This is a genomic window from Bradyrhizobium lupini (genome assembly GCF_040939785.1).
GTDB lineage: Bacteria > Pseudomonadota > Alphaproteobacteria > Rhizobiales > Xanthobacteraceae > Bradyrhizobium > Bradyrhizobium canariense_D.
Genome location: NZ_CP162553.1, coordinates 2,418,296 through 2,443,241 on the forward strand (window position 1 = coordinate 2,418,296; position 24,946 = coordinate 2,443,241).

General features: G+C 58.3%; 7 protein-coding genes and 11 pseudogenes. 8 read left to right on the forward strand and 10 right to left on the reverse strand.

Features of this window, described 5'->3' with window-relative positions; all coding sequences use genetic code 11:
• Nucleotides 1-18: 18 nt before the first annotated feature.
• Nucleotides 19-1,007: pseudogene (locus tag AB3L03_RS11665) on the forward strand (IS3 family transposase); the annotation flags it as partial.
• Nucleotides 1,008-1,018: 11 nt separating this feature from the next.
• Here AB3L03_RS11665 and AB3L03_RS11670 read toward each other — a convergent pair.
• The 5 genes and pseudogenes from AB3L03_RS11670 to AB3L03_RS11690 all read right to left on the reverse strand — a co-directional run.
• Nucleotides 1,019-1,588: pseudogene (locus AB3L03_RS11670) on the reverse strand (ATP-binding protein); the annotation flags it as partial.
• Nucleotides 1,588-2,565: pseudogene (istA, locus tag AB3L03_RS11675) on the reverse strand (IS21 family transposase); the annotation flags it as partial. The pseudogenes istA and AB3L03_RS11670, both read right to left, overlap by 1 nt.
• Before the next feature lie 317 nt (nucleotides 2,566-2,882).
• Nucleotides 2,883-3,068: pseudogene (locus AB3L03_RS11680) on the reverse strand (response regulator transcription factor); the annotation flags it as partial.
• 1,334 nt (nucleotides 3,069-4,402) lie between these two features.
• Nucleotides 4,403-4,730: pseudogene (locus tag AB3L03_RS11685) on the reverse strand (transposase); the annotation flags it as partial.
• A 348-nt stretch (nucleotides 4,731-5,078) separates the two neighbouring features.
• Complete coding sequence (locus AB3L03_RS11690; protein ID WP_368508626.1) at nucleotides 5,079-6,164, reverse strand: acyltransferase family protein; 1,086 nt, start codon at nucleotides 6,162-6,164, stop codon at nucleotides 5,079-5,081.
• Between the two features lie 1,931 nt (nucleotides 6,165-8,095).
• On the opposite strand from AB3L03_RS11690, the gene AB3L03_RS11695 reads away from it, so the two are divergent.
• Together AB3L03_RS11695 and AB3L03_RS11700 are read left to right on the forward strand one after the other, a co-directional pair.
• Nucleotides 8,096-9,691, forward strand: a complete 1,596-nt coding sequence (locus tag AB3L03_RS11695) for an NAD(P)/FAD-dependent oxidoreductase (protein WP_368509038.1) — start codon at nucleotides 8,096-8,098, stop codon at nucleotides 9,689-9,691.
• A gap of 7 nt (nucleotides 9,692-9,698) precedes the next feature.
• A complete protein-coding gene (locus AB3L03_RS11700; protein WP_368508627.1) occupies nucleotides 9,699-10,124 on the forward strand; it encodes a cytochrome c in 426 nt (141 codons plus the stop codon).
• Between the two features lie 1,092 nt (nucleotides 10,125-11,216).
• Here AB3L03_RS11700 and AB3L03_RS11705 read toward each other — a convergent pair.
• A complete protein-coding gene (locus AB3L03_RS11705; protein WP_368508628.1) occupies nucleotides 11,217-14,300 on the reverse strand; it encodes an amidohydrolase family protein in 3,084 nt (1,027 codons plus the stop codon).
• A gap of 1,057 nt (nucleotides 14,301-15,357) precedes the next feature.
• Here AB3L03_RS11705 and AB3L03_RS11710 point away from each other — a divergent pair.
• Complete coding sequence (locus AB3L03_RS11710) at nucleotides 15,358-15,573, forward strand: hypothetical protein (protein WP_368508629.1); 216 nt, start codon at nucleotides 15,358-15,360, stop codon at nucleotides 15,571-15,573.
• Between the two features lie 246 nt (nucleotides 15,574-15,819).
• A pseudogene (locus tag AB3L03_RS11715) lies at nucleotides 15,820-16,711 on the forward strand (IS3 family transposase); the annotation flags it as partial.
• Nucleotides 16,712-16,968: 257 nt separating this feature from the next.
• Here the strand turns inward: AB3L03_RS11715 and AB3L03_RS11720 are convergent.
• A complete protein-coding gene (locus tag AB3L03_RS11720) occupies nucleotides 16,969-17,967 on the reverse strand; it encodes an IS110 family transposase (RefSeq protein WP_368509039.1) in 999 nt (332 codons plus the stop codon).
• 71 nt (nucleotides 17,968-18,038) lie between these two features.
• Between AB3L03_RS11720 and AB3L03_RS11725 the strand changes: the two are divergent.
• Nucleotides 18,039-18,317: pseudogene (locus tag AB3L03_RS11725) on the forward strand (transposase); the annotation flags it as partial.
• Between the two features lie 70 nt (nucleotides 18,318-18,387).
• Nucleotides 18,388-19,489, forward strand: a pseudogene (locus AB3L03_RS11730) (IS3 family transposase).
• Nucleotides 19,490-19,954: 465 nt separating this feature from the next.
• On the opposite strand, the pseudogene AB3L03_RS11735 reads toward AB3L03_RS11730, so the two are convergent.
• Nucleotides 19,955-20,776 (reverse strand): annotated as a pseudogene (locus tag AB3L03_RS11735) (transposase); the annotation flags it as partial.
• A gap of 82 nt (nucleotides 20,777-20,858) precedes the next feature.
• On the opposite strand from AB3L03_RS11735, the pseudogene AB3L03_RS11740 reads away from it, so the two are divergent.
• A pseudogene (locus AB3L03_RS11740) lies at nucleotides 20,859-21,143 on the forward strand (IS3 family transposase); the annotation flags it as partial.
• A 232-nt stretch (nucleotides 21,144-21,375) separates the two neighbouring features.
• On the opposite strand, the gene AB3L03_RS11745 reads toward AB3L03_RS11740, so the two are convergent.
• Together AB3L03_RS11745 and AB3L03_RS11750 are read right to left on the reverse strand one after the other, a co-directional pair.
• Complete coding sequence (locus AB3L03_RS11745; RefSeq protein WP_085348611.1) at nucleotides 21,376-23,022, reverse strand: class I adenylate-forming enzyme family protein; 1,647 nt, start codon at nucleotides 23,020-23,022, stop codon at nucleotides 21,376-21,378.
• A 1,252-nt stretch (nucleotides 23,023-24,274) separates the two neighbouring features.
• A pseudogene (locus AB3L03_RS11750) lies at nucleotides 24,275-24,853 on the reverse strand (transposase); the annotation flags it as partial.
• Nucleotides 24,854-24,946: the final 93 nt, after the last annotated feature.

The following is a 24,946-nucleotide window of genomic DNA, read 5'->3' on the forward strand; positions in this document are numbered from 1 at the left end:
CCCCATCGGAGGCGTACGAAGAAGCTATTGGCCGAGCAGATGCTGGATGCGGCGGCGCTGCGTGAGCTTCTTTCAAAAAAATGGTAGGGCCCGCCGCCAAGCGCGAAGCTGTCGCGCATCTGCAGGCCGAATTGGGACTGTCAGAACGGCGGGCCTGCATCATCGTCAGCGCCGACCGCAAGATGATCCGTTATCGGTCGAGCCGGCCGCCCGATGCCGAACTGCGGGTCCAACTGCGCGAACTGGCCAACGCCCGCCGGCGCTTCGGCTATCGGCGGTTATTCGTGCTGCTGCGTCAGCATGGCGAGCCGTCCGGGCTGAACCGTATCTACCGGCTTTATCGGGAGGAAGGCCTCAGCGTGCGTAAGCGCCGGGCTCGCCGCCGCGCGGTCGGCACCCGGGCGCCGATCCTGCTCGAGGCCCGGCCGAATGCCCGTTGGTTGCTGGATTTTGTCCATGACCAGTTTGCCAATGGGCGCCGGTTCCGGATCCTCAACATCGTCGATGACGTGACCCGGGAATGCCTGGCGGCGATCCCCGATACTTCGATCCCGGGACGGCGGGTGGCGCGCGAGCTGACGGCGTTGATTGGTCGCCGCGGCAAGCCTGGCATGATCGTCTCGGACAACGGCACCGAGTTCACCTGCAACGCCATTCTGACTTGGTCAGAGGACAACCAGATTGCCTGGCACTTTATCGCGCCAGGCAAACCCATGCAGAACGGCTTCTGTGAAAGCTTCAACGGCCGGATGCGAGACGAGCTTCTCAACGAAACCCTGTTCTTCGGCCTTGATCACGCCCGAACCAGGATTGCGGCGTGGGCCGATGACTACAATAGCCACCGCCCGCATTCGTCGCTGGGCTATCTAACACCCGCGGCCTATTCCGCCAACCTCACCGCAACGTGCGACCGGCTGCGCAACCCCGACCAGCTCCGCCGATCGCACGTTGTTCACCCCGCGCCAAACGGCGTAACATCCGCCGAGACTCTAATCGCCAATGGATGAAAGTTCAGCGGCAGGTCAGCGGCGTCCGGCTCCAGCGGCAGATAGCCGAGCTCGTCGACGATGAGCAGCTTCGGCTTCGCCAGCGCGAGCAGCTTCTCGTCCAGGCGCCGGTCGCCATGCGCCTTGGCCAGGCCCGCGACGAGCGTCGTCGCCGTGGTGAACTGCACGGTATAACCGGCTAGGATCGCTTCTCGCCCGAGTGCGATCGACAAGTGCGTCTTACCGACGCCCGGCGGTCCGAGCAGCAGCACATTCTCGCCGTTGGCGATCCAACGTGACGCGGCCAAGTCGCGGATCTGCTTGGGATCGATCGAGGGCTGCGCCTCGAAGTCGAAGCCTGCGAGCTCCTTTACGGCCGGGAAGTGTGCAAGCTTCAGCGCCATATCGATGCGGCGATGATCCTTGCGCGCGATCTCACGTTCGTACAGCAGGATCAGCGTCTCACGCGCCGACAGGTTCGCGCGCGCCGCCTCGTCGAGCAAACTATCAAGCTGATCGCGGATGCCGGAGAGCTGCAATCGCGCCAGCATGGCATCAAGGGGATCAGTCGGTGCTTCGGTTGGCTTCTTTGCGCGCGTCATCAGAAGCTTCCCCCGATCACGGCTTCATATTCGGCAAGCGGACGCAACAACGAATGCGGGGGAGACGATTCCTGCACCGCCGCTGCAATCTCCGGGCGGCGGACCGCGCCATTGCGCCCGGCAACACCAGCGAGATGGATCGGATCGACGATCCGCAGCCGGCGCCCCTTCGATTGCTCGTGAACCGCGACCTGGTGCACGCCATGGCGGATCCGCACCTCGCCGGCCGCGACGGTCACCGCGACCCGCTCACCAATAAGGCGCCACGGTACCGAGTAACTGTTGGTGTCGATCTCGATGGCACAATCATTGCCGACGATCCGGGTTAGCTCGCGCAATGATCCGAACGAGGGCCGCCCGCCGAGCGGTTTTAACCGGTGGGCCTCGTCTCGTGCGAAGCGGATGATCGGTGCTTCGCCGGTCGTGCCGTGGATACGGACGTTCGCAACCTCTCGCTCCCACCTGGCGAGATGGGCCTCAAACGCGTTCCAAGTTGCAAAGGAATGACCTGCGATCGCGTTCTTCTTCACATAGCCAACGCCATTCTCCGTCTTGCCCTTTGTGCGTGCCCGATATGGTGCGCAGGCGCGAGGACGGAAGCCCAAGTGCTTCGAGAAGGCAATCAGCCTGTCGTTGAACTGAACCGACCGGCTCACCGCGTCGTGGCGCACCACAAGTGCGCGTGGGTTATCCATCAGCACTTCCTCGGGTACACCGCTGAAGGTGGTGAATGTGCTCTCGAGCCCGCCAAACCAGTGTTCTTGCTTCTCGGCCCGGAACGCTCGCACATGGAGCCGTCGCGAATGTCCGAGCGTCGCCACGAACACGAATGCCTTGACCTTCGTTCCGCCGATCTCGACCAGACGCTCCCCGAAGTCGATTTGCAGCTGGCGACCCGGAGGTGTCTCGAACCGCATCGTCGCAAGCGCCTCCGCCTTCAGCGCCTGCCGATAAGGCTGCACCGCGCGCTGCAGCGTGATGGCTGCAGCCCAGCTCGCGCGCAATCCGCTTCAGCCCCCATCCGCACGCCCTCAGGCGCGACATCTCCGCCACGTCAACCGGCGTCTTCATTACCTGCCCCCGTGGATCACTCCACGACGAGCCTCTAGTGATTCTGTTCCTCGTTCATTTGCTCTCTCCTTGGCTATCCAAGGAGGGGGCAATTCCTCATGGCGCCGAGGGGCAGTTTTCCATGGCGCGCGACAGGGAGACGAGATCGGATTGCAACGGATTGATTCCGGTACGTGACGATAGGGTCGCCGCGCACGCGCTGAATGGCAGCAGGCGCTGTAACTCAGATAAGCCTGAGGCGGCGCGCCTTCACAACGCACTGGGTGCGGCTGGTTGTTTCCAGCTTTCGCATCGCGTTCTTAAGGTGAAAGTTGACAGTATTCTCGCTAACCTCGAGTATGACTCCGATTGCCCAGGATGATTTGCCCTCCTCTACCCACCGCAAGCACTGTTTTTCCCGTGCGGACAGCACAACGTCTTGCACATCGACCATGTGTTTCTCCCGGAGCCGAGACGATCTAGGGATCGAGAAGAGCAAATCCCATACCACACGATACCGATCGCAAAATCTTGCACCGCAAGACCTCGAAAAAAATGTCGATACAAGCCCGGAAGATCTCGACTCGAAGGGCGGCACCAAGGATTGTCGAGCGCATCGTGACATGCGTCGTCAATGCGACAGAGCACTTGCAATAATCGCGACACTTGACGTTTACGTCCGCGCTTCCGCTCTCCGCGGATCTGTCGTCAACTAGAGGTTCCTAGGCCTGATTGGATCGCTCACGTGAGAACGACGGTTCGGCCTCGCGAACTCTACTCGCTTCGTTTGCATCACCGCTCTCCGCAGGTCTCCGCTTGCACCTCTTTCGCACTTCTTGTGCCTTCTGGAGGAAAGAATACCTGAATTCGACACGATCTCCCATGTGCTCTCTCTTTGTTTCGTTCCGTCCGCATTATCTTGTAGTGTGCTTCTCACTCTGTCCCCGACGAGACTGACTTTTGTCGTCCGGATTGGCTTCAGCGCCGATCTACATGCTATCTATCGCGCCCCTGCCGCTGTCCGCGTTCGGCAGTCTTGCGCGCAGCGCTAGCTCGCGATCGAGTGCTTCTCGAGGCGGGACGTGAATATGGCATCGCCTGCACCGAAGTTTTCATCGCGCGGCTAGGGACCAGGTGAGGATTCCATCGTGTTTGCCAACAGAGGAAGGCGTTTCGCAACGAGTTCAGCTCGATGGAAGTTGTTTGTCTTCCCCAGGGACACCACCGACGCCTGAGCCCGATATGGCGAACGAGGCGCCAAGCGCGCTAATGGACTACCTGATGGATTGAATTACAAGGAAGCGAGAGGCAGGCGCAACCGTCACTTCGACCGCCGCATCATACCGAAGATATCGTGCTCTAAAGGCGACAAGGCTTGGTTATGCTTTATCCTTCTCGACAGCAACAGATCTTATAGGTTCTCTCATCGTCATGACAGCAGTGAGATAGCGTGCTTCTGCCCCTGTGCCCGACCAACCAATCGTCACAGAGCTTCCTCCGGGGCCCCTAGATCCGCATTTGAGATGAGTGTGTCCATTACCATAAATTGGCGGCGCCTTACCTTCGATCGAGTGAGCGGTGAGCCATGATGCTAAAAGCGGGAGGCATGTACTCGATCTGCGGCAGATCAATGAACTGCCCTTGTCCCCTTTTCCGCCGTGGATGAGCGCAATCAGAACTGCAGAGACCCGTGCAGCCCGCCGACGGCATCGCCGAAAGACGGAGATGACGCGCTGCCGGCTTGCGGCAGAGCGTTGCGCGTAAATGGACGCGGCAGCGCTGCCAACTCTCGTTCAGCACTCTGATGGCGGTCACCTTGATCTCTTCGTGGGCGTCGGAGACGACGAGCTTGACGCCGCGCCTGGTGAGCTTGCGCAGGAACGCGGTCCAGAACGTCTCGGCTTCGGTAGGACCGATATCCATGCGGAGCACTTCGCGCCGGCCGTCGCTGTCGAAGCCGACCGCAATGATCAACGCGACAGATATGATGTGCCCCATTCTGGCGCACCATCACGTAGGTGGCGTGGATCCACAGATGCAGCCAGTCGCCCTCGATCGGGCGGGCGAGAAACTTCTTCACTTGTCATTTATCTAATCCAAACTCTCGGGACCAACTCAGAACTGCATAACATCCGGGGGCACGGTCAGCCCGGAACACACAAAACCCGGCCTCGACCGGAACAGAGCCGGCACCGCGCACAACCGCGACAAGGCCATCGATGTCCTTGCGGAACTCGACTGGATGGCTGACCAGGGACACCGTAAAGGTCTCCGGTGACGTCGGCCTTCCCGGAGACTGTGCTCGAGGAAGAAATGATTTGCTCATTGAATTGCAAACAAATGAGCAACGTGGCGACGGTTACGGTTTTGTGCGATCCAGAGCAGTCACGGCGGTGGACCACTGCCGAGTATCTTCGGAAAGATAAACTGCCAAGGGCATTTACAGAACCCCGAAACGCAAACGAAGCCACTCTATGAATTTTGCGAGGCGCGATAGCACGGCTGCGCGCTGTTCCAGAACTCTTTTCTCAACAAAAGTCCAGGAGAGATACGCGGCTGCACCTGAAGAGACGACGCCATAGGCGATGTTCAAAAGCCAGAAAGTCCCGCCTGGAAGCAATTCAAAGGCTGCCTGTTGAAAAGGAAAGGCGTAGATATAGATGCCGTATGAGTAATCGGCGCCACGCACCAGAAGCACTCGCCTTGGATTCAGTAGTCCGACGTAAGTTGCTGAGTAGGCGACGAATGGTGCCTCGAGGTAAGATATCACTCTGAAGTAGAAGAGCCCTAAGGACAGTGTTAAGCTCAGAACGAATAGAGGAAACGAGAACGGCAGCATGTTCCGGAGTAGATAGATTGCAACTCCGAACATGAAGGGGAGGACCATCTCTCCGTGGCTAACGCCGTAACTGGGGGACGTCATTCCCTTTGCGGACAAAGCGAGCATCGCAAGAATGGCTACGCTCGTGAAAAGGATCGGTCTCTTGGCGACCCCAGCTACTCCCAAAGCTGCCATTGCAGCATAGCATTCCAATTCAAAAGGAATAGTCCAAATTGACCCGTTCACATAGTTCGGAGAAGATCGGTTCTCGAAAACGCCGGGAAGGTAGATGTGCACCCAGCCTACGATACTGGCCATGTAGCGCCAGAATTCTTCATGGGAAAAATAGTCTGTTAGAGACAGCGACGTTAACAGCGCGCCCAATAGCAGTGCGGAAATTAGCGTCTCAACGGAAAGGCCCGGAACAATTCGTAGAAATCTGAGGGTCAGAAATGCAGAGACTGTGTTACGTTCCAGACTTCCCGCGACGAGGAATCCACTCATTGCAAAGAAGCATGGAACAATAAATTTCAAGATTGGGTGCAGCGGACCACCCCACATCTCCAGATGAATCTGCATGCCGTAGCATATTGATATGCTATGGACGGCTATGACGCTGATCGCCAGAAAAAGCCGAAGATAATCAAAACCCGATGGCCGATTCTCCGCTCGCATCAGTTGAGCCGAGATCGTCTTGTTGCCCAAGCAAAAAGGTAATCATCTGTTCATAACTCGCCGATCCCCCGTGATGCTTTTTGCCCTGCCGTCGTTGTACATCGGTGGAATGCATGGATAATTGACGTGGCAAAGCCGGTACGATGCGCGAATTCCGGATCGCGGCGAAGCATTTCGAACATCCGGCAGGCAATAGATCAGTGCCTGGCGAGGCCGGATCGACATATCGATCAACCTATCTAGCGCTCGTGATGCGTACTTCGCGCGGCTCTGGCACTCCCTCCGATGGTCCGCCAAGGACGTGCTCGCTTGCGCAAAGGTCCACCGACCGATCCTGACAACCTTATCAACTTCTGTACTCTCCGAGGACGAGTTCGTTTTGAATGATCGCGCCTTTGTCGTACACACCGCGCACGCGTGCATCGTGGTGACGCTGGTTGCGATGGGCATCGGCTTCGCGCTCGACGACTGCGAGTTCCCAGACGCAGACAGACGCAAAAGTCAGAACCACCTTCAGCGGCTTAGGGAGTGAAAATGCTTAACGATCTACAACTCCTTGCCGTTTGGAGCCCATACAGATAGCAAAGGCATGAAGCATCTTCCTCACGGTCGCCCCATGCAAAGAGCCGGTTCAGTTGTGGGACGGGATCGTCGATTGCGGCCGAGATCTCCCTTGTTGCGGGTTGGCTTCTTCGCAAAGCGGGCGGAACTCCAACCCCACATTGAATGCATCTGACCTCGGTCAGCGTTGATGCCTCTCTGAAAAGCAACAGCCGTGCCAATGCCATTTAAGACGTATTCCGACAGTCGCAAACGGCGGGGGTGTTTTGAATGCGACAGTCGTCGTACCGCTGTGGGAAACCGGACAAGGGATCATGAACCTCCCTGAGCGTGGCGGGGCATATCCCACCAACCAGTTGCAAGGACTCCAAGCTGCGGCATCTCGTAGACCGTCGTCGCTTCGATCGCGAAAGTTGTTTCACGAAAGCCGGATACGGGAAAGCTGTACGTTGGGTTTGTGTGACGGAGAGGCAGGCTGTTCAAACGGCGTCTCCTTCGGTCTGACAGCGATGAAACAGGGCAATTCAGGTTGAAGAACGGACCCCGGATTAAAGTACGCCTGTGAACATGGAGAGCGGGAATGAATGGATAGGTGATGAGTCAAAACGCTCATTAACAATTGAGAAACTCCAGACGACACTCCTTTAGGCTAAGGTGGAGCTTGCCTTCCGCTTCTTTGCTGCACGACACGATCTGCCGCGAGGATATTTGACCCTGCCCAAGCACTTAACGCACGCCAACGCAGGGATCGAACAGTGGCCGGAAAACTGACACGCCAACGGAAGGAGAAAGAGAACTGAATTCCGGGTGCCGCCCGCTTCGCTTCATCCAACCTATCAAACAGAGTGGGCTGCTTACAAACCGCGTCGACCCAGTCGATTGTAAGAGGCGGCACCGCATTTCGGACGCACCGTATCTCGTTGGAGAGCAGACGCTGCCCGCGTCTGGAAACACGCCACTCCGTGTGAACCGCCACATTGCTCTCATATGGAGCTGTCCGCCTGTCGCGCCTTTCGGTGGCGCAAATCCTGCTTTTGTCTTCGACGCAAACCAGGAGGACGCTATGCCACGTTCAGTGAGGCGCCGGACGCCTATCTATGGCTCTCAACAATTTGGATCGGCCCCTTCAGCGTCGACTCGATGTTTGCCGCCAGGCGTCGCACCCAACAACTCCGATGCGCTTTTGCCGCACGGCCATTATTGCAGCCAGTTATGCCCCGCCGCTGATCTTCCAGCGATAGCCGCCTGCCAAACGAACGTCCGTTTGCAGCGCGAGTTACAAGCTGCGAATCAACACGGCCATCAGCAAGAACTTCCCGTCAACATCATACCTAATGCGGAGCAGCCTCGCGTTTCGTTGGCAGACGCGGCCTGAGCCGTTTTGGGGCGATCGAATGCCTATGCAGAACGAGCCTCTCACCGTGCGACGACGCGATCTGCTCTCGTTGATTGGTACCGTGGCCGGCAGCGCCGCGATGTACCAAACGATGACGGCCCTTGGCGTTGCCTCTGAATCTCGTTACACAGGGCCGATCCACCTGGACGGTGATGCCAAAGGCGCTTCTGTGCTCGTTATTGGTGCGGGCCTTGCCGGCATGACGGCGGCACTGGAGCTCCGTCAGGCCGGCTACAAGGTCCTGGTGCTGGAGTTTAACGATCGCCCCGGCGGGCGAAACTGGACCCTGCGCGGTGGCGATAGTTTTGTTGAACTCGGCGGCTTCAAGCAGACCTGCGCCTTCGAGAAGGGCCTTCATCTCGATCCGGGGCCATGGCGGATTCCCTATCATCACCGCGCGCTGTTGGATTATTGCAAGAGGCTTGGCGTTGCGCTCGAGCCCTTTGTCCAGGTCAATCACAACGCGTATCTACACGCCTCGGGCGCTTTCGGTGGGGCGCCGCAGCGAATCCGCGCAGTAAAGGCAGATTTCCAGGGCCAGATTTCGGAACTGCTTGCGAAAGTTGCAAACCAGGGCGACTTGGATCAGGCGGTTTCCGTGAAGGACAAGGAAATCCTGCTGCTTGCATTGAAATCGTGGGGCGCGCTTGATCACAATTACAAATACAGAGAGGGCCTGATTGCCTCCGGATATCGCGGCTACGCCAAACCGCCCGGCGGAGGGCTGTCCGCGACTCCCCTTCCGAGCGAACCGGTAGCGCTCTCGGATATCCTGAAGTCGCAACTGTGGCGCTATTTTTGGAATTTCGCGAGGTACGAATTGCAGACCACAATGTTCCAGCCGGTCGGCGGCATGGATATGATCGGCAAGGCGTTCGCGCGCGAACTCGGCGAACTCATCCGCTATAATGCAAAGGTCACAGAAATTTGGCAGAACGATAGCGGCGTTACCGTGACCTATGTGGACGCCAATAATCCCACGCAGTTGCAAAAGGTCACTGCCGATTGGTGCCTGTGCGCGATCCCGTTGTCGATCCTGAGCCAATTGCCGATCAATGTCGGTGCCGCGATGAAGGCGGCTATAGATGCCGTGCCTTATGGGGCATCGGTAAAAGTCGGGCTGCAATTTAAACGCCGATTCTGGGAGGAGGACGACGCGATCTACGGGGGGATCAGCTACACGGATTTGCCAATCCGTGAGATCGGCTATCCTAACACCGACTACAACAAGTCCGGCCGCGGCATCTTGCTCGGTGCTTATCTTTTCGAGGACGCCAATGCCTTCGAGTTCACCGCCATGCCGCCGGATGAGCGCGTGGCGCGCGCGGTCGAGTTCGGCGCCGTCATCCATCCTCAATACCGGACGGAGTTCGAGAACGGCATCGCGGTTGCCTGGCACCGGGTGCCATTCACGCTTGGGTGTAGCGGCCACTGGTCGGAGGAGACCCGCAAGCAGCATTATAGCAATCTATGTGGGATCGACGGGCGCATTTTGCTCGCTGGCGAGCACGCGTCGGCATTGCCGGCTTGGCAGGAGGGCGCAATCCTCTCCTCACTTGATGCCATCGCGCGGCTGCATGAGCGGGTGGTCAAGCCATGAGGCGAAGATGCGTCGGCGCTTTAAGCATGTCATCTTCGCAGCCATAGCGGCGCTGTTGTTGCGGTCGTCGCATCCCCTGCTCGAGCAAAACGATCCCAAGGCGCCAAAAACCTACTATTTTTCCTCCAGCGATCGCTTTGGCGAGACGACTGGCGAGCAGCTATATATTAATGTGTGCCGCGGTTGCCACATGATCGATGCGATGGGGGCGAGCGGTGCCGCCAGCTATCCGTCGCTAGTCGCCAACCGCAATCTCGACGCGAGCTTTTATGCGATCGATGTCGTCCTCAACGGCCGCCGCGGTATGCCCTCCTTCGGCGGAATGATGGACGACGACCAGATCGCGGCAGTCGTGAACTACCTCCGCACCCATTTCGGAAACAGCTACTCTGATGCAGTCATGGCAAGTGACGTGCAAGCGGCGCGAAGGTGAGGCGGAAAGAGAACGATAAAGCGACGTTCTCCCGCTCGCGGGTACTGAGAGGGCTAGCCGTCAGAGACCAGTCGACCAGATTCGGGAGCGGATTGTGGCTGCTTCTTGCAAACCGTCATTCGGCTCACACGGCCCCCTCTGGAACCTTCGCTAGAATCCAGGGCCCAGTTTTGCGCAGGACGTAAGTCGGGCAGACCATTCAGAAGCACCGGCCACTACGACGTTCACTATGGGGGGCTGGGGTTCCAACGTCTTCATAGCCGAGTGGCGGACCAACTACGCCGCGGCTGTTGGCTAGTCTGCTCCGGGAACCTTGAGCCAGAGTGAAAGCCTTGCAGCTATGATCGCCGTGGGAGGAGCAAGGCCATTAAACCTCGAAATTCTCGAATCTGTAGATCCCCCGTCGCCTTTACAGCAGGCGGGATATCAGATTTCAGTTGCGGAGATCCGCCGCACCTTCGGAATCTGCGGCACGACGCGTCGGCTGGATAAAATATAATAGCCGCCGACGGACAGCACGGGATTGAAGCAGATCGAACACAACAGCAAGTTGAAGAAGCTGTGGGAACTGCGCCTCCGGAAGGAGTGCTGAGGACGAGTCCGCCGAATTCATGGACCGCGCTCTGAGGCTTCATCCTCACGGGATTTCGAGATGGTCTTCGAAGGACTGCAGCAGTCTCTCGGCGGCAGCTTGAAACGCCGAACAACGTCAGCAGAGCTATAAAGCCGACGAGCCGAGAAGGTGGAAAGGTTCTTTCCTATACCGATCCTCGCCTGCGCATACGTGTGGTCGGTTCCGGTTTATGAAAAGGCCCTCCTTTCCCCATCTGCGGGATGTTAGTGAGAGAGGCCGAACCACGGAAGCGCAAGCTGGTCCACAAGGGCCGCAAGGTGCGCCTTTGAGCGACCGCCCCCATCCGGGGCGGTCGCTGCCGAACCGTGACCGTGACGAATGCTGCGGATATGCTGGCAAGCTTTCAGTCGCGGGAAGCCTCATTGCAGGGACCACGACTCCGTGAGCCTACGGCGTGACGTTCAGTCGCCTCAATCGGACTGCCGCTCCAACTCGTCAATTCCGCAAGAATTCGAGCCTTAATCCGTGCAGCGAAACCGCGGCATCGCCGTACAGCAGCAACATGCCCTGCTGTTTTCAACGAATTCCTGCCCGTGCCACCAGAAACGCGCGTCATTCACGCTGGTCCGAACTGGCGGCAAAATCGTGTTACTTCCGTGCTGGTGAACTTGCGTTGCAACGAAGGGCGCGAGCAGATCCTCGATGCTCGAAACCTCACCGTTCTTGACCACACGCCTGACATTTGCGGCATCCTCGATATGCAGCAGCGGATTTCCATCGACGAGGACGATGTCGGCAAGGGCCCCCTTGGCAATCGTCCCCAAGGGTTGGCCCAGAAATTCGCCAGGATAGCGGGTTGCCGTCAACAGCGCTTCATATGGACTCACACCATAGCGAACCATCGCCTGCAGATTGAGATGTAAGCTGATGGCAGGGAAATCGATCGGTGCGTCGGTCCCAGTGATGATTCGGGCGCCATCGCGCAACAGCCTCTTGACTTGCGCGACATTGCGTTCGAGTTCGGCCATCGTGGTCAGCCCATTTGGACCTGCCATCAGTCTAGCACGTTCTTTGAGTCGCGCATACTCCCACGCGGGATAAAACGTTTTAATCCGGACGTCATCGATCCACGAACGATTCTCGCCCAGCAATGCGTTTGCGGTGAAGATGGTCGGCGTACACGCGATGCCGCTCTGCACGAATATCTCGATGACGTCCTGATAGGCGACTCCCAATCGACTCATGGTTCGCGAGTAACCGAGCCGGCTGGTGGCGCCAAGATGCTCCATCCCGTCGGCGCCGAAAGCCGCGGCGGGATACTGGTAGTGCGACGTGACATGCAGACCGCGGGCATGCGCCCAGGCAATGACATCGCGTTGCGTCTCGGGCGCCAATCGGACATAGGTTTTGACGAGATCGTACGACAAGGCTTCCGCGCGTTGCAACTCGAGGGCGATCTGTCCCTGCTCGGTGACCGGGCGCATGAAATTGTAGAATATCCTGGACCCGTCGATCGCCTCCCCCGTCGCAAAATGACGCGGACCCACCCGTGCCCCGGAGTCGATGGATTCCCTGTCCTCCACCATGTGATAAGCGGGCGAGCCGACGGAGCGGGTCGTCGTGATCCCCAGAGAAAGCCACAACCGGCCTTGCCGGTCGCCATATGAATAGCCCTGCATTTGGCGATGGGTGTGCATGTCCATCAACCCAGGCATGGCTGTGGACCGAGGAGCATCGACGATTTTGGCGTCGCCATAAGCATCGCCGCTCTGGGACACAATACCGGTGATCTTGTTGCAGTCGATGAGGATGTCGACATTCTCCCGAAGGTCCGGACTGCGGCCATCCCATAAGCGTGCGACGCGGAGTACTGTCCGGCCCGCGGGTTTGGCCATTGCCCAATGCAACGAAAGCGGCACGCTTTGCGGCTCTCCCCCGTCGGCCGCAAGCAACCGCAAACTTCCATTACATAGATAAAGCAAGGTTTTGGAGTCACCGCTCCACGTCGGCGCGTCCGTAACCTCCGCATTGATCACACGTGGCGGGCCGGTCAGCCTGCATCGGGCATTGACCGGAGCGATCCACAGCAGACTGGCCAGCACGAAAGCGACCTTCGTCCCGTCAGGTGACCACACAGGTCCGTCGTCGCCGCGCGTACTGAGTGATCGGTGTGGAAGAGCGGACTGGTATTCGACCTCACCGGTTATCCGATCGACGGTCAGGATTTCACTCAGCCCCTCTCGATAGCTAGTAGAGTAAGGTTTGAATGCTGCAAGGGCGATTGTCCGCCCATCAGGCCCCCAACTTGGCCTGCCCGGTTCCCATAAAGGACCATAGACTTTCTGAACAGTGCCGCTCTCGATCTCAATCGTATAAAGGTTGCCGGCCTGATCCAAAAAAGCGATCAATCTGCCGTCCTGCGACCATGAACCGGATAACGCAGCATCGGACAAGTGTGTGAGTTGGCGATCCTCGCCGGTGCGCAGGTCGCGCAACCAGATATCTAGCTTGCCGCCGCGGTCACTTGAATAAGACAGCCAGTGCCCGTCAGGCGACCATGCCGGATCGGATTTATGGAATCCGTCGCCGCAAACGCGGCGCGGCCGGTCTCCTATCGTCATCGTCCAGATATCGTTGAGAGCGCGGAACGCGATATTGCGGGCATCGGGCGACAAGGCCGGGCTGCCGATTCCGAGGACCGGGCGTGATGCGACCGAATCGAAGTCCCGGCGCACTTTCTTGTACTTCGGCTTGACGATTGGAAGCTGCGCGGAGAACTCAATAACGGAAGACTGCATGGTTTTCAGGGCGCGCCGCTGGATCTTGCCCCCCGACGTGTATACGAACTCGCCAGTCGGCAACCACGACGCCCGAAAAGGAAAAATGTCTTCGCCTTGCACGATAATACCGCGGGGCCCATGCAACTGCGCCGCCCCCTTGTTCAGGATAAGGTAGATGAGATCCCCGTCGGGAGACCAGGAGGGAGCGTGGATCTCCTTTTGTTTGAGAATGTCTGTTGAGCTGTGAACGGAGACAAGAGTGGTCCGGTTACCCAACTCGTCCATCACCTCCAGTAATGACCGGTTGGTGACGAACGCAATCGTTCGTCCGTCTGGGGACCAGGCCGGGTCGGTCTCCTCGCTCGCGGAATCAACCAACGATTCCACCGCGCCCGTATCCCGGTCAAAAGCGTAGATGCCGTAGCCCATGCCGCGATCCGACGAGAATGCGATGCGTCGACCATCCGGAGAGTAGCTTGGCTCACGATGATCGTGCGGACCACGCGTAAGCTGCCTCAACGCGGTCCCATCGGCAGAGATTGTCCAGAGATGCCAGTTTCCGTCGCGATAGCACTGAAAAACGATCTCCTTCCCGTCTGGACACCAGTGCGGTTGCGCGACCTCGCCGAAATCATCAGTCAACCGCCGCGCGACGCCGCCCTCGATGCCAACAAGCCAGAGGCTCCCGGCCAGGTCGAATGCGATCTTACGCCCGTCCGGCGAAACGGCAGCAGAGATGTTCGTTCCCTCGGCAACGGTCGCGTAGTGTTCGGCCCTAGAATGGAACGTGGGGACTAGAGAAGCGCCATAAGGGGCCAGCATCGCACCGCCCCCCATCAACAATAATTTACGACGACTGATAGCGCGCCGCGAGTTTATCGTCATTACACAACAACCTTCTTCCTGGTGTGCCGTTCTATCGTGGCTTTGAATGGACTACTGCGCCCCAAGAGCTTTAGTCGTTCGGCATCAACGAAGACGGGAGGCAGCCACATCTCTCGGAGCTTTCGCCCCTGATGACATTCGATGGCTGGGGCGGCTCCAAGAAGCACCCGTATTGCTCACGCTGCTCTTCGGCAAAATACCACCGCTTCCGATCAGGTGAGCGCGAAACAATTGGCCAAGTGCTCTGGGCTCCTCTGGCATAGAACTTCTCCTGCGTTTGTTGCGCCCAGGCCAAGCAGATATCGGGCCAGTCCACTTCCCAATGACGCTGCCGGACGTTTTCTATAGAATGTCAGCCTCTCTAAATACCAGGATCCCCCAAACGTTATGACAACAGGTCGCCAGGCCTCGCCAACGCGCGCACTCGTCCAACGCATCAGTTCAGCGTCATACGTGTCACCCAAGCCTGCGTGTTCGCTCCCCCTGTTGGCACCACGTAGTTGCTTAACGGTTACGTGGCCGTCATCCCTTGCCTGCCTGTTGCAGATCCATGGCGACGCGCACAATTAGCCGTCAGTCAACTACCGACCGAAACAGTTGATACAAGACACAGCAATATGCGATGCGCTTGTTGCGACTATCGGTTGCCGGGACAACCTGCCCGTAAGGAGGCCCCTTCCTGATGGCCATAGAGCGGCGACTTCGACCGATTGGGCGAAACTGGCCGCACTCACGAAAGAGGTTAGGACGCTTTGGAATGGGACCACGCCGTAAGATGATCATCGCTGCAGGTGAATCGCTGCACGCAGGCCGCTGTAACGGCGGCAGGGGCCACCGGGTCCTTAGTTTCGCCGACCGCCGAAGCGCACTGATAATGCCCCCAATTTGGAGATGCTGGTCCAGTGTCTAGCAAGCTCACCCGCGATGAAAAAAACACGCAAAGATTTGCACTCGGGTGAAGAGCAGAGCACAATTTCACATTCCTGGACAGAAAATGAAGTTGGGTGAAATTCCTTCGCGCATCCCTGCGGCGGGCAGGGTCCTTCTTGGCAGGAATCGCCAAGGCACCTGGGTTGCTCGCGACCAGAATGGCAGTTTTGGCGGAGTGTTCGTGAACCGCGCCCAAGCATTAAAATACGCGCGCAGCATTGGTCAAGTTTCAGGAGGTATTGTCGAGCTGGCGGAAGAGATCGAGCTCGACATCTTCTAATCCTTCAACCCGTTTGCGCTCATAACGATTTGAGTCCGGTCCGACGAGAAACAAAGTGTGCCTAGGGTTTGGCCATGTTGAACGCTTTGGCCGATGAAGAGAACCGCGGCATGAGAGGTTTTAGCGAAGAGCAGCTCCTATCGGGAGCTTGAGGCCGGCGTTTCGGTTGCCGATCTGTGCGGCTGACCTTGCCCGTTGGGCTTAATCCACTTTGAAGTTCGTCTGGCCCAAGACGAGGACCAGAGCATGGAGCGCAAGCGGTTTACGGAAGAACAGATCATGGGGATTTTGAAGGAGCACGAGACCGGGGTCTCGGTCGCCGATCTCTGCCGCAAGCATGGTGTTAGCGATGCCAGTATCTACAAATGGAAGGCTAAACTCGGTGGGATGCACATCTCCGAGGCCAAGCGGCTGCGGTCGCTCGAGGACGAGAACACGAAGCTCGAGCGGCTGCTGGCTGACGCCACGCTTGATAATGCAGCGCTGGAGGATCTCTTGGGAAAGAAGTGGCGACGCCCGCGGGGAAGCGGAAAGCTGTCGCCCATCTGGTGGATGCCCAAGGCGGGCGCGTAAGGCCATCGGCTGCTGCCGCATGAAGATATCAGACGACCCGGGCTGACGATGCGAGCATTCGCCAGCGCATGAGGGTGATTACCAGGAGCGCCGCCGCTTCGGCTATCGGCGGCTGCATGTTCTGCTCAGGCGGGAGGGGTATCTGGTCAACCATAAGAAGCTCTTCTCTTTCGGGAAGAGAAGCTGACGGTGCGCCGCCGCGGCGACCGCAAGCGGGCGATCGGGACCAGGGCGCCGATGCTGATTCCGATGATGCCGAACGACCGGTGGTCACTCGACTTTGTGTCGGACCAACTGACCTGCGGCCGCCGCTTCTGCATCCTGACCGTCGTCGATGATTGTACCCGCGAGTGCCTGGCACTGGTGGCCGACACCTCGCTCTCCGGCATCCGCGTGGCGCGGGAACTGGACCGGCTGATGATCGAGCGTGGCAACCTCAGCATGGGTCAGCGACAACGGCAGCGAGCTCACCAGCCACGCCATTCTGGCATAAGCAGACCAGAGCGGTCGCGTGGCAGTACATCGCACCGGGCAAGCCATGCAGAACGCCTTCATCGAGAGCTTCATGTATAGACGCCCCGCGGGCGCAAGAGATTTCGACAGCGTTTTGGAGATCGGTCGGGTGCGTTCATGTATACGGCCTGTCATTGCGACCGATAACTTGGCCGCTGGCCCTGATGGCGATCGCGGATCGAGGCCTCATCAACGGGTCGCGCTTGTTGCGCTTAAAGCTCTTCGGGCTTTCTCGATCCCCAGCGCCGCCGGTTTCCATCATGCTGCCGTTTGCCCTCACATCTTAAAGTGGCCAGCCTGCTAAGCAGTTCATCCAGCAGCCTTAGCCCGATAGAACTCACCGGTCGTCATCATCGCCCAGATGATCCGAGCCAACTTGTTGGCGACGGCGATAGCGACGACCATGGGCCGACGCCGTTCGAGCAGATCTTCGATCCAGCCACCTCCGACGCGGGACCGTGCCTTTGGATACCGAACGACGTTGCGCGCCCCGATGACAAGCAAGTGCCGGAGATAGGAACGCCCTGCTATGCGGCCGAGCCGGTCCTTCCCGACGGTGGAATTCTGCTTAGGCGTCAGGCCCAGCCAAGCCGCGAATCCTTGCCCGGAGCGGAACATGGTCGGGTCCGGCACCGTCGCGGCGACGGCCGTGGCCGTTATGGGACCAACGCCGGGAATCGAGGACGGCAGCCTCGCCATCGGATTTACTCTCTGGATCTGAGCCAGCTCACGCTCGATAACGTCGACCTGCCGGTCCAATTCCTTCAGTTGGTTCACAGGAACAGCCAGGGACATACGGGCAGTGGCAGGTAGCGCGAGTTCCTCGTCATCCAACAAATCCACTAGACCATCCACCCTTTGCCGGCCCTGTCCAACAATGATTCCGAACTCCGCAAAGTGAGCTCGAATAGCGCAGGCCGTCATGGTTCTCTGGCCGACCAGCAGGCCTCTTGCACGGTGAACCATCAAGAAGCCTTGGTTCTCAACGCTTTTGATGGGAACAAACCTCATATTCGGGCGGCTAACTGCTTCACAGATTGCGGCGGCATCAGCGGCATCGTTCTTTGCTCCCCGCCGCACATAGGGCTTCACATATGCTGGCGGTATTAATCTCACATCATGTCCAAACCGTTGAATCTCGCGCGCCCAGTAAGGGCGGTGGCGCAAGCCTCTATCCCAACCAGGCGGGGCCGCGATCTCACCGCGCCGGAGGCGTTGGCGGCTGGTCACTCGACCTTGAGCGTCAACCGCATGAACGTGAAATACGTGCTTCGCGATATCCAAGCCAATTGTCACGGGTTCCATGATGATTGCTCCTGTTAAGACAGATATCGCCAGCATAGCGCCGGCGCCGAGGGAGCGGGGCCGTCTTCCCCATCAACGGTCGGCTGCGGGTTGAGCTGTTGAACGAGACGTTGTTCACGTCACTGGCACAAGCCCGCGTCGCGCTTGGATGCTGGCGCGCCGACTACAACGATACGCGACCGCACTCGCAGCTCGGATGGAGAACCCCGTCCGAGTTCGCGATGACCTGCCACCCGCGCCGGGATCTGGCGCTGCGCTATGCCGAAGGCTCCGCGCCAGCTCCCGTCGCTCCCACCGCCCAACACGGCAAATCCAGTGACGTGCCCCCGCCAAATGAGGCCAGTTTGAACTGAATTTTCCAATATCATCCCCTGACGGGGACGAGGAGAGTTCCATGAAAGATCGAAGTTTTCAGAGGCGCAGATCGCATTTGTTTTGAAGCAAGCTGAAGATGGCTCGGCAGTGGCAGAGGTCTGCCCTAAGGCCGGGATTGACAAGGCGACGTTCTACAATTGGCGCAAGAAGTATGCTGGCCTGTTGCCCTCAGAGATGAAGCGGCTGCTTCAGCTCGAGGAAGAGAACAGCAAGCTGAAGCGGATTGTCGCCGACCTGTCGTTGGACAAGGCCATGCTTCAGGATGTGCTCTCAAAAAAGCTCTGAGGCCTGGCCGCAAGCGCGAGCTTGTCGACAAGGTGCGAAGTGACTGGAAGGTGTCAGTCAGGCGGGCCTGCTCCACGCTTCGGGTTGATCGCGCTCTTTACGTCTACAAGTCGAAGCGCGGCGACCAGGCCGCTCTCAAACACCGGATCAAGGACATCTGCGCGACGCGCGTGAGATACGGCTATCGACGCATTCATGTGCTGCTGCAACGGGAGGGCTGGGCCGTTAACGTCAAACGGGTCTATCGCCTGTACCGGGAATTGAGCCTGCAATTACGCAACAAACCGCCCAAGCGCCGCGTCAAGGCCAAGCTGCGAGAAGATCGAACCGATGCCAAACAGATCAACGAGACCTGGGCCATGGACTTCGTTCACGACCAGCTGGCCACCGGCCGCAAACTCCGCGTGCTGACGATTGTCGACATCTTCAGCCGCTTCTCGCCGGCGGTCGATCCGCGGTTCAGCTATCGAGGCGAGGACGTTGTGCTGACTCTGGAGCGCATCTGCAAAACCGTCGGTTACCCGAAGAGCATTCGTGTGGATCAGGGATCGGAGTTCATCTCCCGCTCGACATCTGGGCTTATCAAAGCGGCGTTGTGCTCGACTTCTCACGTCCCGGCAAGCCGACGGACAATAGCTTCATCGAATCCTTCAACGGCAAGTTCAGAACCGAATGCCTGAACACGCACTGGTTCCTGAGCCTTGACGACGCCCGGCAGAAAATGGAGGATTGGCGTAGAGACTACAACGAAATCCGGCCCCATAGCGCGATCGGCAACAAGGCGCCGATATCGCTGTTGAATGGCTCATCGGCGCCCCGCCGGCATGAGCTAAACCCCGGAAACTTCCAGCATCAGCTGGCCTAGTTTTGGGGAGCACTTCACAAACGGCCAGGGCGAATTCAGAACTGGATAAAACCTGGGGGCAAGGTCAGGAGATCTGGATGATCGAAGCCAACGCTACCGCCGAGCGCGCTTTCGAAAACCTTCATCGACAGCTAGGCGATGGATGTCATCAGCCTCGATGGTGATGCTCATCCGCTATACGGTGGGCGCGATTGCGGATCTGCACGGCCAGCTCATCGTGGCATTGCTGCACCGGTCCCTGGCGTGGCCACAAGTGATGCCCCGTATCCCGGACCTAGGCTTCGCGCGATCTTGTAGCTGATTCCATTAAGCGCCACGGCGCGTGGCAGAGCTCACTCGGCAAGCGGCCCGCTGTCACGGAGTATGCCGGCGTCGCTATGCTCACGCTCCTGCGGGTGCCATTTCTGTTGAGGAGATGCGCCTTTGGCGCACGCCTGATTTTGGCCCGTGGCACCACGCATTCCAAGGCCTGGCTCGATCGGTTGCTTCGGCGGGACGTTGACTGATCATGATCTCCGGCGAGACAAAGCCCTTGCCTCGCCTTTTTACGCGTGCTCTGGGCACTCTTAGCAGGCGCCCCGTTCGCAAGCAGGCCGTCAGTTCGCGGCGTAGCGTTCCCCGGCCTTGAACGAAGAGAGCCTGATAGATGGCTTCGTGGCTGATGCGCATCGTGTTGTCGTCCGGGAAGTCGATCGGCAAGCGTCGGGCAATCTGCTCCGGGCTCCAGGCCTTGGCCCATCGCCGATCTCTTCGCGGGCCATGCCGGCGACCGTTCCACGGAACGACGGGACCGGGAACGGAAGCGCCGCTCGGTGCCACGACGGCCGGCAAGTCTCTCCTCCACATAAGTGCGCAAGGTTTTGTTGAGCGCAAGTTTGGTCAGTTTGGGCCGACATGCCGATCGGTCTGCATGCCACTGGGCAGTCGTCGCACGATACTCCAACCCGCCGCTTCTGGTAGCTGCATTGCGTCGCAGTTCACGGGAGATTGTCGAGGCGGACCGAGCGAGGCGGCGCCCGATTTCTTGCATGGAGTGGCCCTGCACCTTGAGAAGTGCGATCTCCTCGCGCTCGGCAAACGACAGGTACCGCCCGGAGAGCGGCTTTGCCGAGGATCTGAACATTGCTGGTGGCATGCCGCCCGCCTTTCGGAACAATCTGTATCCGACAGGCTGCGATACTCCGGCTTCAAGCGCAGCTTCTTCACTGCTTGGCCCGCGGCAATCCCCCGCCAAAATCTGCTCTGTTCATCACGCCCCGCAACTTGCGGCCGCCCCGGCGATGGCATTGGCGCTCGTCCAGATCGTGCCTATCTCCGTCCTCCAATACTCATCGCAACCTCCAATGTGCGAGTGTTGCGACGACCGTTTAAATCCGCCCAATACGCCAGCGAACAGTTCCAGCGCCTGATGGCTGACAGCGGCATCGTGTGCAGCATGAGCCGGTCCGGCAACGTCTGGAATAACGCCGCGATGGAGAGCTTCTTCTCTTCGCTGAAGACCGAGCGCACCGAGCGCAAACTCTATCGCACCAGGAACGAGACCAGGGCAGATGTGTTCGACTACATCGAGAGGTTCTACAATCCAACCCAACGTCATTCCACGATCGGATACATCAGCCCCGTTGAGTTCGAACGCAAGGTGGGATTCGCTTAACCCGGTGTCCATCAAACCGGCAGCAGCTCAAAGCTGGTCGCAACTTTGGCGGTGGTCGGCAGAGAGCGGGACTGGGCGACCATAGCCAAACTGAGTACAGGCGTACTCTAGGACCCCTCCACAGCACCCAAGCGCAGAGTCCAGGGACAGTGGGGCGCTCAGAGTGTTTGGCCATATTGCAATGGTCGCCGAAACGGCAGCCGACCCGGAATGCGATACTAAGATGTCTATCTCAGCGCCAGCGCTTTTTCTCAGCGTCGTAGGTGCCGGCACGCGGATCACTCACGGCCATCAGCTCACGTTTTAGCACCTTATTGCTGGAGGTGGTCCTAGGAAGCTTCGGTATAAAGGCGATGTACCGCGGCACCTTGAACACAGCAAGTTCAGCACGAGCTTTTTCGAGAATCCGCTGCAAAAGCAGATCGTCGGGTGCCAGACCTTCTTTCAGCTCCACGCAGATCTTGACTTCCTCGCCGCAATCCGCGTGGGGAACGGGAATGGCAGCTACGTCCGCGATCTCCGAAATTTCGCGGATCACGGCTTCCACCTCACGCGCAGCGATGTTGTCACCGGAGCGCCGAATCATATCCTTCGTGCGTCCTACTAGCCAATGAAAGCCGAATTTGTCACACCGCAACAGGTCTCCTGTCTTAAACCATTCGCCGTTGAATGAGGCCGCATTTACCTCAGGTCTATTCCAATAACCCTTGAAGATTCCACGGCCACTCACCCAGAGCTCGCCGACTTCACCAATGTCGGTGGGGGTGCCATCCTCATTCATCAATAGCAGATTCCGGAATGGAGCTCGAATCCCAACAGAACCGGATTCGGACATCTCGTCCAAATTGCTGGGCATTTGCGTGCCAAGCCAAATTTCCGTCATCCCATAAGCGTCCTGCGTGCGCACGCGAAAGCGTTTTCGGAATTGACGGACCGAGTAAGGACTCCAACCCCAATTCAGAGTCTGCCTCAGGCATGTCACCCCGCCTTCGCCTGAGGTCTCCACCTGGCGCGCCACCAACTCTGGAAAAGCGCACCACTCAATGCGATGCTGCTTCAGCCAACCGACGAAGCGTGCCGGGTTTAACGACGGAGCCAAGTAGAGCGTGCCGCCCTGTCGATACGACCTCAGAAAGTATTGTCTCGCATCGCCGTAGGAAAACGAATTTGTACACAGATAGCTTTGGTACGGCTGCTCGTCCCCGGACGCCTCCTGGCACGAGCTAATGCCCCAATAGTCGTGCGTCAACATGCAGCCCTTCGGAAAGCCCGTCGTTCCCGAGGTATATTGAATGGTCAACAAGTCGTCGGAGCGGATACCCTCGTCCACCACAGAGTCGTCGGCTCCTTTAAGCAAATCATCGAAGGTAGTGGCTGCTCCTGCGGAAAGCTGTCCAACGAGAACTATACGCTCATTGGTAAAGTATTGCGGCCAGGGGTCCATTACCGAGAAGACTGGCCAAGCGGTCTCGTCGACCACGGCGAATTTGGCTTGTGTGTCGCTGAGAACGTATTCGATCTCCCTTGGCGTGTAGCGCATGTCGATCGGAACCATCACCGCCCCAAGTTTCGCGATCGCGAACCATAGGATGGGATATTCAATGCGATTAGGTAGCATCACCCCGACGCGGTCGTGCTTGCGTACACCGAACAAACGTAGGGCCTGTGCGCATTTGTTAGAAGCCCGGTCCATTTCAGAGTAAGTCGCGCGCATGCCCTGCTCGAAGACGTCGATTGCGATCGAGGATCCATGCGTTCTCGCTCGTTCTGAAACCAGCTGTCCAATAGTGATCGTCTCATACGCAGCTTCCAGGGCCTGGATCTTCCGCAACGCATTCGTGACACGCTCTTGCTGCTGACTATCTGTTCTGGGGAGCATTGGAAACCTCGGTTCAGGGGACAAAAGTAGGCGTACCGAAAGACGCATTCTTTGGATTTAGAGCCAACCGACATTGTCGATCAGGATCAGCGGGACCCCACTAAAAACTCGGCATGGCGTCCAGCATGCGCGTGAGGAGTCACGCCGCTATCATCGAGGGATCTTGAACCTCCCGTCCTTCACACAGGCTCTGTGCGCCCGTACGATCCTGAGGCGCTCCCAGAGCTTAGCAGTGCTAAGGGGCAGAGTTTGGGTTGCTTGAAATAAGCGCGGAACGGGCGAGAGACGGGCTATATTTGCCATTGCGGCACCTTCTGTCGTGATCAGCTGTGTTGTAGCCTGATGGCCCACATGCCGAGTTCTACATCATTAAAAAGAATCGAAGCACTACCTACCTAGGTGAGGTGCACGCGGGTACCAGCTTCAAGCATAGCAGACCATTGTTGAGCAGCTTTTCAAGGTCGGCCCGTCGTCCTTCACCAGTTCCAGAAACCCCGGTGGGCCGGGCTGCGAGCAGTGCGCATCGCGGGTAGGCCTCGTAAGGATACACACTCTGAGCGCTTCCCTCACAGGCGTCCAACACTGCCGCCTCGATGATTGAACGTTGCGCGAGCTCCTCTCTGTGCGACAGATGTTAACCTAGCATGGCGCCCCTGGTCCATTCTACCACCTCCCGCATCGGGCGCATTTGCATCTCGCTTACGCCACCAACTCATCGCGTTCCAGCTTCTGAGCGCCGCTGCGTAAAGGCTTAACGCGGCCAAAATCAGTGCAGATGGGAGTTTAAGGATTGATATAATCCCGATCGCCAGCAAATCATGGCTTCTGATCACTTCGTCAGCAAATCCTGCACACCTCACGAATCTCACCTAAGGCTCCGCTCATTCGGAGGCGCAAGCAAGTTGGAGAGACGATCTTCATGCGGTCACAAAGGTCTTGTTTGGTGCAAGAGATGTCCGACCCTATCGTCGGAAACTCGACAAAACCGTCGAAGGTCCTTTTCGTGTCAAAGTGAGACGCGCGGTGACCCTTTGCGCGAGCATTTAGCACTCGGATGAATCGAGAGACACCGAGAAACTCTCCGCCAAGTCTTCATCATCGCGCCGATTGTGGCGCAACCCAACGCCCCGATTTACAAGCGCTGTAGAATCTCATTTCGATGGAGGTTGTTCCATTTGCGATGCGTCTAAGAATTCCGAGGCCATCGGTCGGAACTGCGCGTCCCTCACTGAGGCTTAGGCTTCAGATTCATTCAATAGACGGCGACTAGGTGGACGGCAGCCAATAAGTTTCTGGCAAGTTTGTCGTAACGAGTAGCGTCTCGCCTAGAATCCTAAAGCCAACAGAAACAGCACTCGATAATCTTGCGCCCTTCGTAAGCGCGTTTGACTGAAGCTGTGGAGGGGCATCCCTGTTGGACTTGTTCGCAACGACGAGCTTCGCGCCGCGATTGATGATTCGGCGCGGAAGCCGTTGCCATCGCAGCCTTCGTCCCAATGAGGGAAGACATGGGCGGCGCGAGTTTCAAAACGGACGTCCTGCGGCAATGTCTAAGTCTTGTCCCGGAGTGAGATGAACTGCGCAAGGCTTGCAATTAGGGCCTTTTTTCGCCGCTCCCGAGCGATGCGCTTTGATCGAGCTGGAGTTGATGGGCAAAGTCACGTCGTCCTCACCGCAGCGCGCGAGCGTTTCAAAGATCGCCTGCCAATGTCCGCGCTTAGCCTAGCGATGAACCGATTGTAGATTGTCGTGTAAGGACCATATTGGGGCGGGCAATCGCGCCAGCGTGCGCCGCACTGGAGATGTGAATGATACCGCCAATGATGCGTCGATGTCGTCGGGCGCCGGGCCCGTCTGGTTCGTCGGCGGACGCGACTCTATCTAAGTCCGCGGTTTGTTTGGTACAGACACGAGCTGTGTCATC